Origin of the sequence: Draconibacterium sediminis, from assembly GCF_000949475.1 — a bacterium.
GTDB lineage: Bacteria > Bacteroidota > Bacteroidia > Bacteroidales > Prolixibacteraceae > Draconibacterium > Draconibacterium sediminis.
Window position 1 is genome coordinate 185,561 of sequence record NZ_JRHC01000002.1, and the last position, 16,620, is coordinate 202,180.

Below are 16,620 nucleotides of genomic sequence, written 5' to 3' on the forward strand. Positions count from 1 at the left end.
ACCCTCCACATGTTTTGAAAACATACAACAACACATACACATTATGTTGTTTGCTATGGAAAGTGATTTATTCATTTATATCTATTTATCCTATCATCTTAATAGGCCCAAATATAGAGAAAATAAATTCCGATTACTTTATTCAAGAAAAAAATTGAAAGTATTACTGAAATCTTAATTTTCAATCCACACAATATGATCAGACCATCCTTTTTTCAAATTCAGAAAGTCGAATAAAAGGTACGGATTATTTAACACGTGAAAATTTAATTGTCTGTTATTATTGTGACCTGGAAGGATCTCCCATCAGTTTTTCAAGAACAGCCGGAGCAATTTGCCATGAAATTCCAAATTGATCTTTAAGCCATCCGCATTGTTCGGCTTCAGGAACTGCAGACAATCTTTTCCAGAAATTGTCGATTTCTTCCTTGTATCGCATTCCACCACAAAAGAAACTGCTTCGTTAAAACTAAATTTATGATCCAATGAACTTCCATTGCCATAAAAACATTTTTTCCGAGTTTGAACTGTACATGCTTTATCGTCCCTTCCGTATCCGGATCATGTGCAGTATAACGAAGGATTCCAACTACTGAAGAGTTATCAAAAACGTGAAGTTCATCGATCCTTATTTTATGTAAAGAATGAAAAAGCAATTCACGTTATTCTTTATAATATCTAAAAACGAGTAAAAAGAGAAAAAGCATAAAAAAAATACCAGGCCTCCTTAAGGCAGTTAACAACAGAGCTATCGCTAAGTGAAGAAAAACAACGTAAAGAAATTGAGGTTGGCTTTAATGATGAAATTTATAGCGGTGCTAATACAGGCGAAAGTTGGGAGCCACCTTGTCTTGTAAGATCAATGTCGCAGTCACAGTAAGTTCTGTTTAACTTTATGGAGTCACAAATGAAGGTGTAGACTGGAAGAAAAAGGAAATAAATGGAAATGGCGGAATAAACTAAAATTTAAAAATTGTATCGTATGGGAACCTGAATACCTAATTTGTTGCCACTGAAAAACAGTATCTTCAGAATCATTCTTTACGCGATTGTATTACTAATAAAAAGAACCATACTAGCCCTAGACAATATCCACAAAACATGAAATTACTTCCACATTTATCCTAAAACTACACTTTCATTTTTATATCTAGGCTAAGCAAAACAAAGGCAAAAGATAAGGATAAAATTTCCTTATAAGCCCCCATTTCAGGTTATATCAAATATCAAAAATCATAATATTTAGGGATTTTTTCCCAATATGTGGTTTCATATTTTTGCGAACAAATTCTTAATAAAATTTAAAAATGAAATCACACATTTTCTTACTAACCTTATTAATGAGCTCTTTATCTTCGTTTTCACAGGGCACGCTCAGTGGAACTGTCACCGACAGAAACAATCATCCGGTTGCCGGCGCCACCGTTCATCTGGAAGCACTGCAAACCGGCACATTAACACAATCAGACGGTTCTTACGAACTTTCTTCACTGAAAGAAGGAAACTGGAAAGTCGCTTTTCGAATGGTAGGCTTGCAAACCGCTGTTTATCGAGTTCAGATACAATCAGGGGAAACCACTGAACTCAATGTGGTATTGCAAGACGAGTTCAGCAAACTGGATGAAATTGTGGTGTCGGCCAGCCGCAATTCAGAGTACATCTCAGAAATTCCGGCATCGATTACCGTTATCGATGTAAAGCAGCTTAGTAACTTCTCCAAATCAACCTCGAACATCAACGAAATATTGCAATTCAGCGTTCCGGGGCTGGCACTCGGAAGCGGAACATTTTCAAACTGGGGGCAAACCATGCGTGGTCGTTCCTTGCTGGTAATGGTCGATGGTATTCCGCAGTCGACACCGCTCCGGAATGGTTTGCTAGGAATCAAATCGGTTAATCCGAACGACATCAACCGAGTGGAGGTGATCAAAGGCGCCACCTCCATCTTCGGAAATGGCGGAAATGGCGGTTTTATAAATTACATCACCAAAAACGGCACTTCAGAAAAAACCATCGAAGGGACCACGAATTTGTGGGGAGCCAGCAACCTGGCCAAAACAAAAGATGCCCAGGGCTGGGGAGTCTATCAATCGCTGAAAGGCCAGATCAGTCAACTGTCCTATTACCTCAGCGGCAGTTTTGAACGAACCGGAAACCAATACGATGCTGACGGAGTTCCCCTTTTGCCCACCTATGGCATGGATAACACCGATATTTACAGCACCTTTGCAAAAGTAAGTTATCAGCTTTCTGAAAACCAAAAGTTGACCTTGAATGGCAATTTTTACGAGACAGCGCAGAAAACACCCTTCATCCCCGAGCTGGCACAAGTGCAGGTACTTAATGCCGACGGCGATTATATCCTCACGCCCGGATATGGAAAAGAAGGTTCTGTTCCTGGACAGGAACCTACAGGAACCCGGCTAACGAATGCCCGTTTAAAATATGACGTTGATAACCTGTTCATGGGAACAACACATTTCGAAACCGACCTGTATTATCAAAAAACCAAAAATATCTTTTTCTATTCCGAAAGCTTCCAAAACGGGGGACAATCGGTCATCAATGCCGAAAAATACGGTATTCGCCCCAACTTCAACACGCAAATAACAACCGAAAAACGCATAGGAATAACACTTACATACGGAGTAGACATTCTGCGTGATGAAACAAATCAGGGATTGCTCGACGGGCGCCTTTGGGTTCCCAACATCGAAATGGTCAGCTGGGCGCCTTACCTGCAATCCACTTTCAATTTACATGATAATTGGGTGCTGAAAGCCGGTTTTCGCTACGATGATATGCAAATGAACATCGACGATTACAGTACACTTCCCTATTCTCCCAAAGCCGATGGAAATTTCACATCTTCGGTAGACGTAGACGGAGGAAAACTAACATTCAGCAATGTGTCTTGGAACTTCGGTATGCGCTATATTAAGTACGATGAATTTACACCTTACATAAGTTACTCTCAGGGATTTTCCATTGCTGACCTGGGTGTAATTCTGCGTTCCGCGGTTACTTCTGATATTAACGACATCAACCTGAAAGCGGCAGTAACAGACAACTTTGAGTTCGGATTCATGTCCAAATTCAGAAATATCCGGATTGAAGCTGTTGGCTATTACAGCCAATCGAACCTGGGAACCGGTGTTGTATTCAGCGATGAAGCCAATGCTTTTGTTCCGTCGAAACAGCCACAGGATATTTTCGGCGGCGAAGTCTCGGTAGATGCCATACTTTTCGAAAACAAACTACTGGCAGGTACTTCCTACTCCTATGTTGAAGGTTTTAAACACAGTACAACCAACAAAAACGACATCAGTTACTTGGGAGGCGATGTGATTGCACCGGCCAAACTAACAGCCTATATCACCTGGAAACCAATCTCCAAAATGAGCACGACCTTGCGAATGATCCATCAAAGCAAACGCGAGCGTTTCAATCCATACCAGGATATAAACAGCAACTGGACGTTTCGCCACACCGAATTTCCGGTGAGTAATTTTACCATTCTGAATTTTGCCATGGATTACGAAGTGCGGCCGAACCTGTCTTTATCGCTTGGAATTAACAACCTGCTGAACGAGTATTACCTGTCGGCCCGCTCAGAATGGGCAGCACCTCTACGCACATTTACAGGAGTTGCAGAGGGAATTAATACCAGACTGGGATTGAATTATAGTTTTTAGTCAGTCAGAACTGTCATATGCGGATACTTTCATCCGCATATGATTTTAATTTATCAAACCTTTGAAACGTAATATCATCTTTGCAAAAAAAATCCATCTGTGGCTCGGTTTGGTTTGTGGTTTTGTGGCCACATTGTCCGGACTAAGTGGCTCTTTGTATGTTTGGCAACCCGAGTTGTCGCAGGTATTAAATCCAGGGGTTTTATGCGTTGAAAGGGTAGATACATTAAGCGAAGAAACCATTCACAAAACGGCAGTTGAATTATACCTTCATTTTGAAGGAGAATTGGCATCCTTGCACCTGCCCTATCGCGAACAACAGAGCTTCCTGCTGGTATTAAAAAATGGCGAATACCAATATTTTCATCCGGCAACAGGTGATCTGCTTGGCACGAAAACCATTTCGATCCGTTTTTTTGAACACTTATTGAGGTTTCACCGAACCCTGCTAATCCCACGTTATGGTAATTATATTGTGGGCGGAAGCACCATCCTGTTTTTTTTGCTTTTACTAACATCCGGTTTTTATCTGTGGTGGAAACGATATCGGAGAAATCCCCGGAAAGGTTTTTCGTTGTTGAAGAATGTGTCTCTAGGAATTATTCATTACGACTTTCACAAACTGCTGGGCATTCTTTTTCTGATTCCACTGTTTGTTGCTGCTCTCTCCGGTTCATTTTTCATTTTTATGCCTGCATGGAAAAGCGTGCTCCATATCCTAGATTCACCAGGAAAACAACATTTGGAGACTGAGGGCTCCGACTACCGCAGTTTCGAAGATGCGTTACAATGTTCTTCTGAAGACGGATACAAGCTGCGGACGGCCTATTTTCCAACGGAAATGTCCGATGCGCATCGGCTCAGGTATATAAAAAAACGCTTTATTTCAGCAGGGCTTCGCCAAACAAAGGAAGTCCAGTTAAACCAAAATCTTAGGTCTATTACATTTGCAGAATATCATCAAAATCCATTAAGCGAAAAAATAGTTATCCAGGCTTATCCCATCCACATTGGAGAAATGTTTGGATTATTAGGACGGATTTTAGTATTCATAACTGGGTTTATTCCGGCGATTTTGCTGATAACAGGTTATCGTTTTTACAAATTCAGAAAATCGAATAATAAATATGGATTATATAACAAAACCAACTTTACCTGAAAATTTAAATGTCTGTAATTAAAGAGGAGAAAATAGAATAATAAATGTTTAAATAGTTTTACAACATAACCAAACATACTCTATTACAATTTGAGTTTTTTCTGTTGTATTTCAGTACTAATGAACTTCAATACTGCGTCGTAATCTTCAATCAAAAAGTTCGACACCTCCCCCTTTTGCTCCACAATCTTACAGATCAGTTAAAAAAAAACAATAAAGCACTAACAATTAACATGTTGGTGCTTTATTGTACTTTATCAAATCATAGTATAAACACGCTTCTATTCTCGCTAAGCTATTTTATAAACGATGGTGTAACGGATAACATCAGGTAAGCCCAATGCTGCCCAACAGAACTATCGCCACCTTTCAGAATTTCCATCGAATCGCCTGCAAACATCGTTGAATATCCAAGCGTAATTGAGGTAAACGGATTTACAATCCATTTACCGGAAAGATCAAGCTCGGTACCCAAATAATTGGAAGCGTCGGGAGCAACTTCCGCTGCGGCTCCAAAATAATGCAGATGCGCATCAAACACAAATTGATCTTTCGTGTACTTGTATTTCAAATAAATATCGTTTAATCCCACCGAACCGATGTGGCTGCCAACATAAAAATAATCCATAAAACCATTGAATTTGTGGTTGGTGCCATACAGTGGCGTAAACGATTTATATTTCTCCGTTTCGTTGTAATCGGTTCCTGAAAGACGTTCATATCCTGCCACAAAGTTTTTATAGGCCGCTTCAAACAATACGTTCAACGCACTGATCTTTGCACCCGAAACGTGTTTCCCGGTTTGCCAATAAAGATTACCGGCCAGCTTTACCTCTTCAACAAGCGTGGTATATCTTCCACCAATGGTCTGGCCGTATCGGTTTTTCTGTTCATCTGCCTGCATATACGGAACACCATTATTCAAAAGCATCAAACTCAGTGCACTGTTGTCCCAGCTTTTATTAAACCATAAAAACTGAAGATCTTTGTAGGCATCGGGGCCATTGTAAATGTTATTGGTAATATCGTTGTTTTCGTTATGCGCAACACCAAAATGTAGTTTAATATCATCTTCGTATTTAAAAATGGCCATATCGTGCGAGCGTGCCTGTTGCGCCCAACCCACGTTTCCGAAAATACGATGGTCGTCGTAAACCACTTCCTGCCGTCCGGCTTTTAACGAGAACCGGGGCGAAAATAACACCTCGGCCCATGCCTCGTGTACCGAAAGCGCATAATCTTCGTTCCCCACCAATTGCGGCTGACTCCCCCATTGCCTTACATCCTGTAATACCAGGCTGGTAATAATGTATTCGTTTTTGAACATGGCATTTAGCCGTGTACGTTGCGAGGTGATCAACGATGCTTTTTGGTCTTCAATGGCAAGCGACTTGTAACCACGGCTTAATTCAGTTCGTGGCCGGTATTCTCCTGTTAGTGAAAACTGTGCTTTTGCAGCAAAAGAAACACACATAATCACCAGTACCAAAACGGTAATTCCGGAATTCTTCATAATCTTCGGGTTTAGCTTTTATTATTCCTGCAGCTTTACAACAGCATCGTAAGTTTTCTCGCGTTCTTCCGCTTCCTCCATCCATTTCGGCACAATGTTTTTCAGGAAATCCTGCTTTTCATCGTTCAGTTTTTCCATATCAAGGCCGATAAACTCCTGCGCTTTTGCTTTGGTTGCAATATCGGGATATGGAATTGCCTGATTATGCCCAAGATCGGCCAGTAAGCGCGCCAATTCAATTCGTGTTTCCTGGGCAATGGTAATACCGGTTGAAATTACACGTCCCACTTCAACAGGCGAATGGAATGATCCTCCGTGACTGGCTGCAGCGTAATCCCAGCGCCACTGCGCATGACGTATTCCCATCAGAATATCTTCCATTTGAGTTTCGTCGGCTCCAAGATCCCAGGCTTTTTTAGCCTCAACATGAGCACGAACCAACAATTCTTCCAACTTATCGCGGTTTTCGATAATTTTATCCTGACGTTCGTACACATTAGCCAGTAGAGTACCTGCCTCTTCGCGATGGCAAACCTGGCACGAGTTGGCTATATTGTTTAGCGGCGACTGCATATGATGGTCGGTAAATTTCTGACCCCCCTCGCTCTTATATGGCATGTGGCAATCGGCACAAGACACTCCGCGCTGCGCATGTATTCCGGTCATGTAAATTTCATAACCCGGATGTTGTGCTTTCAGCATTGGCGCCTTGCTTATGGAATGTGTCCAATCACTAAACTCCATATTGTCGTAATATTCTTCCATGGCTTCAACACTAAATCCATTGTCCCACGGAAAAGTGAGATACTGAGCACCTTCAACCGTTTTCTTGTTGAAATAATATTCAACATGACATTGAGCGCAAACCAAACTGCGCATTTCCTGGTGGCTGGCTTTTGTAACATCTTTACCCATTCGTTCAAAAGCCTCAACCAATGCCGGGCGTGTAATGGTAAGGTTCATCGTTTCATTGTCGTGACAATCGGCACAACCGATCGGATTTACCACCTCTGCACCTAATTCGGCCCAGGCTCCGGTGTAGAACGCAGCCACACCCTTTTCATTCATCAGCCGCGGTACATCGGGGCTTTTACACGTCATGCAGGTTGCCGGCATAGGCCCTTCTTTTGGAGTTTTTGGAGCACCGGTGCGCAATGTATTTTGTATATCGGTTATTGCGTAATAGTGGCCTCGTCCCTGATTATAATCTTTTGAGAAGCCATAACCGGCCCACAGAACAACAAGCCTGGGGTCTACTTCGAGCATGTCGATCATGGTATTGCCATTGTATTTACTCTGAAAGCTGGTATCAGCCGTTCCGTAATATGATTGAAATTCGCGGGGATAATTCTGTCCCCACACTTCGTTTCGTGGCTCGAACTTGCCAATTTCAACTTTTGGAACATTAACGTAAGCAGCTTCCGCTCTTCTTTCAACAATTGATGAAGCCAGCAGGCCAAGAAAGAAAACCACAACAACAGTTGCTAAAAAGAATATCCACGCCAACCACGGGCGTTTCTCGGTTAGTTTTTGTTTTGCACTCATGATTCTGATTTAATTATTTTTTATGTATTGTTTTATCCAGTTCGGAACGGGACTCTCGGGTAGTGGTACCCGCGCATTAGGCACACTCGAAATGCTATTTACACGACCGTGAGGTACTTCACGATGACACTCCACGCAACGCCGGTCTTCGCGATGTGCTTTGTGCGCCTCAACATTTCCTACCAGTTTGGGATCTTCCAGCAGTTTCTGATGACAACGTATACAATTATTTTGTACTACTTCGGCACCTTCCTCGTGAATATAAATTACCTGTGGCTCTTTTCGCAAGGTGAAAATTGTAGCGTGGCGCAAACCATCTTTTGCTTTAAAATAATATTTATTGAAGACGTTGTTATGCGGAACATGGCAGTCGTTGCAGTGGGCAACCTCACGATGCGAACTGTGGGTCCAGGTAGCGTATTGCGGTGCCATTATGTGGCAATTCGTGCATGTCTCAGGCTTATCGCTAAGATATGAATGTGCTTTTGAAACATAAAGCAGAAACATTACAAGACCTGCAAATATGCTTGAAATGAAAATTACCGGAAGTTGCCATTTTTTAGGCGGAAGTAGTTGTTTTAACATAGCAATTGGTTGATCAATCTTTTATGCGGTAAATATCTTTTGAATCATACATAAATTTTGTACCAATTGTTACAATTTGGATATATTGAATATAAATATTGGAAAATTAGGAGCCGGGGCTGGGTTAAGATAATCAGTCAAGTCTTCCCATGAAAAACCTTACAAACAAAGTTTTTTATTTTTGGAAACTAAAGCTACACAGACGGTATTGCAAAGCCCATTTACTTCGGTATAGATGCAGACTTTATGAGTGGCAAAAATATGGTGAAGCCAGTTTTAATTATACCGATCAACAAGGTAATTATGCTTTTACACTAATGAAAAACATCATGAACAATGCGGTCCACTGAACAGATTTGAGTAGAAAAACTTACAAAAAACCAGGCACTAAAATCTTTATCCCATCATTTGCGTGGGCGATTTGCCAAAATGTTTTCTGAAAACAGTGCTGAAATACCCCACACTGGCAAAACCACAAAGCTCGCTTACCTCTGTAATATTATATTGTTTGGTGCGCAACAAGTCGAGCGAATGATTTAAACGAACCATTTTTATAAAATCGGTAGGCGACTGATCGGTTAAAGATTTTACTTTTTTGTACAGTAACGACGGACTTACGTGCATTTCGGAAGCAAAATCTTTTTTCGAGAATTGCGCATTGGCCATATTTTCGTGAACCACCTCTACCATTCGTTTCAGGAATTTATCGTTGAGTTCGTTTTCTACAATTGCTGAATCATCACCTCCTTTTATCACCTTTAATGCCTTATCTCTGATGATCTCCCGGTTTTTCACCAACGAGCGAATTCGCTGTTGCAGAATAGACACATCGAAAGGTTTGGTAAGGTAATCGTCAGCACCTAAACCTAATCCTTTTAACTGTTCTGCTTTTCCGGCCAGTGCCGTTAATAGAATTACGGGCAGATGCGATGTTTCGTAAGTTGATTTAATTTTACGGCACAACTCAAAACCATCCATTTCCGGCATCATAATATCCGACACAACAAGGTCGGGTGTTTGCTTTTCAATCAGCTCCCAGGCCTGTACGCCGTTTTTTGCCAGGTAAACCTGAAACTGCGGCTCCATTGCCGTTTTTAAAAACTCGCGCAAATACTCATTATCCTCCACAATAAGTACTTTCATTTTCAGTGCCTCGGGTTCTTCATCTTCATTCGGCACAACCGGGCTAAACTCTTGTTTTGTTACCGGAGGTTGCAGTTCTTTACGCTGAATACTTTCCTTTTCAATGGGCTCTGAGTCCAGCTTTTTGGTTGGGATAACAACCTGAAACATCGATCCTTCGTTCAGCTGGCTAAAACAATTGATTTTTCCGCCGTGCAGATTCACATAATTTTTCACCAGCAGTAAACCAATTCCGGAACCTACAATCTTAGAGTTTACCACGTTTTCGGCCCGGTAGTACTCTTTAAAAAGCTGCCGTTGTGCCTTTTTGCTTATTCCTATTCCAAAATCCTGCACCTCCAAAACCCATCGCTGTTCCGAGCAATGTAGACTTACATTTACATCGCTATCCTTATTCGAATATTTTATGGCATTCGAAATTAGATTATCCACAACTTTATCGATAAGTGTTTCGTCGACAGCCGTAACAAACTTCGGTAAATTTGATTTAAAATGAATCTCAATATTTTTACTGTTGCCATACGATTCGAACATCATAACACGGTTTTTAGTGGCCTTCACCACATCAACCATTTGCAGCGAAATACGTTCTTTACCAATGTCTGATTTCTGAAAGTCCATCAGCTGCGTTACCACATTTAACAGTCGTTGTGTTTGTTCGGTAGCCAAATGTAAATAATGATGTCCCTTTGATGTTAACACAGGCTCTTTGTTCAACTCTTCAACCGGCCCTTTTATAAGGGTTAACGATGTACGGATATCGTGCGCGGTATTGGCAAAAAAGCGGATTTTCTCCTCTGAATGCACCTTTTTCAGGTTTTCGATATAGTAAATCATAAAGAATACTACCAGACCGAACACGAATAAAATTATAAGTATCCGGAACCACCAGGTGGCCCAATACGGCGGAATTACATTGAGTTTGATATCACGCTCGGCAAGAAGTTGTGTATTTGAACTGTCGTACATTCTTATCCGCAACGTATAATTTCCACTTGGAATATTTGAGTACGACAGGATTTTGTTGTTGGCCGGTGTTGTCCATTCGGCGTCAAGATCGTCCATTTTCCACGAAAAACGGGCCCCGGGAGATGTTACCCCGATTGGCAGCATTTCAAGGCTAATGGTATTCTGTGCATATTTTAACGACAGTTTCTCAAGATCGTTTAAAGGTTTGGTGAGTGACGGAGATTCAAGTTCGTGAATTGAACGCCCCGAAACGGTAAGTTCCTGCAGGAAAATACTTCCTTTATTTTCAGCAGGTTTAATTTCATTCGGATTAAAAATTAATGCTCCGTTGTTGGTTCCCATCATTAACCTGTCTCCATCAAGCACTTGAATGGCCCTTAGGTTGTACGACACATTACTTACGGCAGGCAAGGCGTTAAAGGTTAAAATCGACCGGTCGCTTTGTTTAAAACGGCAAAGTCCCTGCTCGGTTCCAATCCAAAAATAACCATCCATGTACTGAATGCTTGAAACAAAGTTGGACGGCAAACCATCATCCACGGTAAAATTCTCCTGTTCGTGTGTAATAAAATCGTAACGAATTATGCCACTTCCAACGGTACAAAGCCAGGCCACATTATCTTTCAGATAAATATCGTTTACAATATACCCTTCTACAATAGTTTCGGTTTGTCCTGTATTTATATCAAATTCAACCAATCCGTTGGTGTTCCCAATCAGTAATTTGTTTTCTTTATAATTCAGCAACTTACCCACAGTCATATTCGGATACGACCTGAAAGTTTCGGTTTTAATATCATAACGGATTAAATCTCCGCGAACGCCACCAATCCAGAAATTACCATTTTGATCGTCCATAATCTCGAACACAAAATTATTTCCAAACTGGCCATCGGTTGATTCGAGACTCAGATGTTTTAACTCTTCACCGGTTTTATTGTCGAGTAGATAAACCCCCGAAGCATACGAACCGGCCCAAATGCGTCCCCGGCTATCCTCCTTTAAGGTTAAAAATACCTGTGCATGCTTCTCGTTATTGTGATAAAAAGATTTCCATTGTTCCGTAGCGTTATTCCTGAAACTGATACCATTATTCGTTGCAAACCAAAAATTTCCGTTGCTGTCTTCCAATACTGCGTTAACATCGTTATTTACAAGCGAGTTGTTGTTATTTGCAATATGATTAATTTGGGTTACAATGGGGTTGGCCATATCAAGGTACGAAACTCCCCCGCTATAGGTACATACCCACACTCGATTATTATTGTCGCGATAAATATCATAAACACCATTACCTTTTAACGAGCCCATGTTATCAGCGTTCTCTTTCATTACAGCAAGAACTTCATAGCTGTTTTTATCCAGCTCCCAAACTCCTTGCCCATCGATACCAATTAACACCGATGATGTGGTAAAATTCTCGATCGCCAATATTGGCTGGCTGGGTATATCCACAATAGGAGTCAGTTTCTGTTCCGCTTTACTATCAAACACAAAAAGCCCGCTTCCCATAGTTCCTATCCACCAAACATCCTGCAGTTCATCGTGTAAAAAAGAGGATACTGCATAGCTTGTACCTGAAGGAAACATATAAAACGGTTTGTAAACCAATTCATTAATATTGAATAGTTTCAACACATCCTGTTCAGCATAAATAATGTTTTCGGTATCGTACCAGGTCATTGCCGAAACATTATTCACCACAGTGGTTGCCTTAAGCCCATTTTCTTCGCTGAAGTAATACATACCGGTAGTTGACGATATCCATAAACGTTTTTCGTGATCGACGAGCATTCCTGTAACACCTAGATAGGGATTTCGAAGAACCCGCGACAAATTGATCAACAATTCAAAACGGTCTTTAATGGAATTGTATTTGAATATCTGCCCGGCATTGGTATAAACGTATAGATTTTGTTGGCTGTACGTTAAATCGGCGGTTACCACATTGGTACTTTCGTAAGGTAACTGGTAAATTCTGATATCGTCTTGAGTATACCGTATGATTCCCATCTTCGACGCCACCCAGATAAAACCGTTATCGTCGCCACACACCGAATTGGTTTCGCGCAACGAAATCCCGAATTTGTCGTTGAGATTATAAAAATGGACGTTATTCTTGTTTTGAGCTATTGAAAAACCTGTAACCAGCAAGCTAAACAGGCTAAATAGTATATATTTTTTTATCCTCATTATCACCCTTCTAAATTTTGTCCCTACTGCAATGATAGGAAAAAAGAAACTTTCAAAAAAACAAAAACTTTTGCTTAACATTAAAAAACCATACTCACATAATCCTGGTTTTACAAAACCAACGGGCCATGGTTCGAACTGTTCAATTGCACCGGCCCTACTGAATTAAAACAAATACGAACAACGTTCATTGATTGATCGTTCCAAAATTTCGAAATAAAACACAAATCCCTTGTATAAAAAAACATTCAAAATAGAACAGCGGCACTTTAAACCATACTGCAATTGATTTATTAACCGGATAATTCGCATCCATTTAAAAATTTCTATTTTTACTGTACCTCTAATTCGCTTGAAACAGACAACATCAAAATTGTCTTTCTTTTACAGGAAGATTTTGCTGAATTATTACATTTTTTAATACTAGACATTAAAACATGCGCTTAAAACTACTACTCTTACTTATTTCAATCCCTTTATTTACAACTATTCAGGGATTTGCCCAACCTACAGAAATCGTTTACCTCTCGGGAACCGATGCCGATAATACGGTTGAATGGGACTTTTTCTGTACCGATGGCAGAAACAGCAACTCCTGGACAAAAATAGCTGTGCCATCCAACTGGGAACTTCAGGGTTTCGGAACCTATAATTACGGCCACGACTGGTCCAACGAAAATATTAAGCTGGGAAAAGAACACGGCCTTTACAAACACGAATTTGAAGTGCCGCGCAGCTGGAAAGGCAAAACCATTAACATTGTTTTCGATGGATCGATGACCGACACCAAAGTTAAGATTAATGGTAAATCGGCCGGAGAAATGCACCAGGGCGGTTTTTACCGTTTTAAATACGACATAAGCAAATTACTAAAATACGGGCAAACCAACCTGCTGGAGGTTGATGTAGCCAAACACTCGGCCAACGAATCGATCAACCGTGCCGAGCGCCAGGCCGATTTCTGGATTTTTGGTGGAATTTTCCGCCCGGTTGTCCTCGAAGTACTTCCTGAGGTACACATGAGCCGTACAGCAATCGATCCTAAAGCCGACGGTTCTTTTAATGTTTTAATCGATTTGAACGAATCAAAATCAGATCTATCAGCCACAGTTGAATTATTCGACTTGGGAGGAAATGAAATCGGAACACCTGTTCAGGTGGAGATTGAAAAAGGTAAACAAGAAGTCTGGGTATCGGGCAAATTTTCAACTATTAAAGCCTGGAATCCGGAATGGCCAACCTTGTACAACATGAAAATTTCGCTAAAAAAAGGTAGCGATGTTTTGCATGAAGTTACCGAACGTATTGGATTCAGAACCGTTGAACTGCGTAAACACGACGGCTTTTATGTAAACGGCGAGAAAGTGCTTTTTAAGGGTGTAAACCGCCACTCCTTCTGGCCAGAAACCGGTCGTTCGCTTAGCGACAGGAATCACATCATGGACATCAATTTGATGAAAGAAATGAATATGAATGCTGTTCGCTGCTCGCACTACCCTCCCGATAAACGTTTCCTCGACCTTTGCGACTCATTGGGACTTTTTGTGCTCGATGAAGTTACCGGCTGGCAGCAAGGTTACGACACTATTGTTGGCCCGAAACTAATTAAAGAAACCATTTTAAGAGACGAAAACCACGCGAGTGTTGTCATCTTCGACCACGGAAATGAAGGTGGCTGGGATTTCAGAAACGAAAAGACTTTCCATGAATACGATATTCAGAAGCGTCCGATAATTTACCCGTGGTTGTTACGTAATGGCGCCGACACGCATCACTACCCTCAATTTGATTATGCCATTGGACGATATATTTATGGCAACGATCCGTTTATGCCAACCGAGCTTCTGCACGGATTGTACGATGGTGGTCATGGAGCCGGACTGGAAGATTATTGGCGAAACTACCAGACTTCTCCACTTCACGCAGGAGGATTTTTGTGGGTTTTTGTTGACGAAGCTGTATTGCGCACCGATAAGCCGGAAACCGTATATGATGGCGATGGCAACCACGCTCCCGATGGAATTCTGGGACCTCACCGCGAAAAAGAGGCCAGCTTTTATACCATTAAAGAAATATGGTCGCCGGTGCAGGTAGAGCCGGTAGCCATTGTAAAAAGCTGGAACGGCCGCTTGTTTTTGTCGAACAAATACATTTACACCAACCTCAACCAATGCACGTTTAAATGGGAAGCCGTAAAAACAGGTCTCAGTCCTGAAGATGAAAAACAACTTGGTTCGGGAACAATAGAAAGCCCTGACGCGAAACCGGGTGAAACCGCCCAGGTGGAAATAGCGCTGAACAATTCACTTGAAAATGCCGATGTGTTCCGTTTTACTGCCATCGGTCCACATGGCGAAGAGCTTTATAGCTGGAGCTGGCCGGTTATTCAGCCGGCAGACAAAGCAAAAGAATTGCTGGCCGAACTCAACACCGGAAGTTCCGAAATCTCGTTAAAAGAAACAGAAAAGTCTGTAACCGCTTCGGTAGCCGATGTGGCAATTGAATTCAGCAAGGCCGACGGGACATTGTTATCGGTGAAAAACGGTAAAGGAAACGTGTCGTTCACAGGTGGTCCGGTTGCAACCGGCGTTGAACACGAAGTTACCGGAACCGAATGGAAAATGAATGAAGATGGTAGTTTCGGGTTTGAAATTACCAACAAAAACTATCCGCGCAAAATAACCTGGACACTCGAAAAAAGTGGCTTACTGAAACTGGTTGCCAACCCGCTTCGCGACAGAGTTTCCGATGTTGATTTTGTGGGGATTTCATTTAATTACCCCGAAATCAAATGTACCGGCGTTAAATGGATGGGAAGCGGGCCTTATCGTGTTTGGAAGAACCGCTTAAAAGGCAACGAAATTGGCGTTTGGGAGAAAGAATACAACAATACCATCACCGGCGAAAGTTTTGAAAATATGGTTTATCCGGAGTTTAAAGGTTACCATGCAAGCCTGTTCTGGGCAACCCTGGAAACAACCGAAAGTCCGGTTACCATTATCTCGGAAACGCCCAACCTGTATTTCCAGCTGTTTAAACCTGCAAAACCACAACACGTGGCAGGTGGTACTTATCCGGCATTTCCCGAGGGCGATATTTCATTCCTGTACGAGATTCCGGCAATTGGAACCAAATTTTACCAAACCGACCGGTTGGGACCAGGTGCTAAAAAAGGAATGTTCTCCGAACGCCGTGGCGACGAAAGTTATCCGATAACATTGTGGTTCGATTTTAGAGCCAAATAGTATTGCTCAACTGTTAGAAAATGGCTGCGGGATCAATCTTGCAGCCATTTTTTTGCGACTTATTTTCACAAAAGAACTTTTTAAAACTAATACCGGAGAATTATCCAAATAAATATAAGTGTGAACCTTAAATGAATAAAAACAGCTTGTCCTGAAATCTTTCGGGAGGAATTACCGGTTGTAAAAAGGAATTACTAAAATAAGGTTCATTTTGAATTCAGGTCAATATTAAAACCAGATACTGACTTATATGTACTGAAAATCAAAGCCGTCATACCACACATCAAAACAAAATATCCATATTTGTATTACATATTATATTATACACTAAAACAAATTGTTAAATCCGGCCTGAAAATCAAAATACAACCACTTTAGCTTCGCCACACAGCAGCCATTTCGACTTGCATAGAAGTAATTTAATAACACAATGACACCAATAAATAACAATTACATCTTTTTGTAAATTAAATACAATATTGTAATTTTTTGATTTTTTGTCATACATATTACAAAAATACCTTATATTTGAAGACCTTCTTTTGAAAAACAGAAGAAAGTTGACAAACCTGG

8 protein-coding genes are annotated in these 16,620 nt (G+C 41.2%); 3 read left to right on the top strand and 5 right to left on the bottom strand.

From position 1 onward, the window contains the following. Positions 1-280: 280 nt before the first annotated feature. Complete coding sequence (locus LH29_RS24305) at positions 281-439, bottom strand: VOC family protein (protein WP_082063587.1); 159 nt, start codon at positions 437-439, stop codon at positions 281-283. An 868-nt stretch (positions 440-1,307) separates the two neighbouring features. Between LH29_RS24305 and LH29_RS10750 the strand changes: the two genes are divergently transcribed. Both LH29_RS10750 and LH29_RS10755 read left to right on the top strand, forming a co-directional pair. Next, complete coding sequence (locus LH29_RS10750) at positions 1,308-3,695, top strand: TonB-dependent receptor (RefSeq protein WP_045029487.1); 2,388 nt, start codon at positions 1,308-1,310, stop codon at positions 3,693-3,695. A gap of 61 nt (positions 3,696-3,756) precedes the next feature. After that, positions 3,757-4,854 carry a PepSY-associated TM helix domain-containing protein gene (locus LH29_RS10755; protein ID WP_045029489.1) on the top strand — a complete coding sequence of 366 codons (1,098 nt, stop codon included), beginning with the start codon at positions 3,757-3,759 and terminating at the stop codon, positions 4,852-4,854. A gap of 295 nt (positions 4,855-5,149) precedes the next feature. Here the strand turns inward: LH29_RS10755 and LH29_RS10760 are convergent, their stop codons facing one another. From LH29_RS10760 to LH29_RS10775, 4 genes are all read right to left on the bottom strand, one after another. Beyond that, entirely contained in the window at positions 5,150-6,367 is a 1,218-nt protein-coding gene (locus LH29_RS10760; protein ID WP_045029492.1) for an alginate export family protein, read from the bottom strand. Between the two features lie 21 nt (positions 6,368-6,388). Continuing rightward, a complete protein-coding gene (gene nrfA, locus LH29_RS10765) occupies positions 6,389-7,912 on the bottom strand; it encodes an ammonia-forming cytochrome c nitrite reductase (protein WP_045029495.1) in 1,524 nt (507 codons plus the stop codon). A gap of 9 nt (positions 7,913-7,921) precedes the next feature. Further along, positions 7,922-8,497, bottom strand: coding sequence for a cytochrome c nitrite reductase small subunit (nrfH, locus tag LH29_RS10770; RefSeq protein ID WP_045029498.1), 576 nt, complete (start codon positions 8,495-8,497; stop codon positions 7,922-7,924). 396 nt (positions 8,498-8,893) lie between these two features. Further along, complete coding sequence (locus LH29_RS10775; RefSeq protein WP_045029500.1) at positions 8,894-12,802, bottom strand: hybrid sensor histidine kinase/response regulator transcription factor; 3,909 nt, start codon at positions 12,800-12,802, stop codon at positions 8,894-8,896. Positions 12,803-13,239: 437 nt separating this feature from the next. Between LH29_RS10775 and LH29_RS10780 the strand changes: the two genes are divergently transcribed. Continuing rightward, a complete protein-coding gene (locus tag LH29_RS10780) occupies positions 13,240-16,047 on the top strand; it encodes a glycoside hydrolase family 2 protein (protein WP_045029503.1) in 2,808 nt (935 codons plus the stop codon). Positions 16,048-16,620 lie beyond the last annotated feature (573 nt).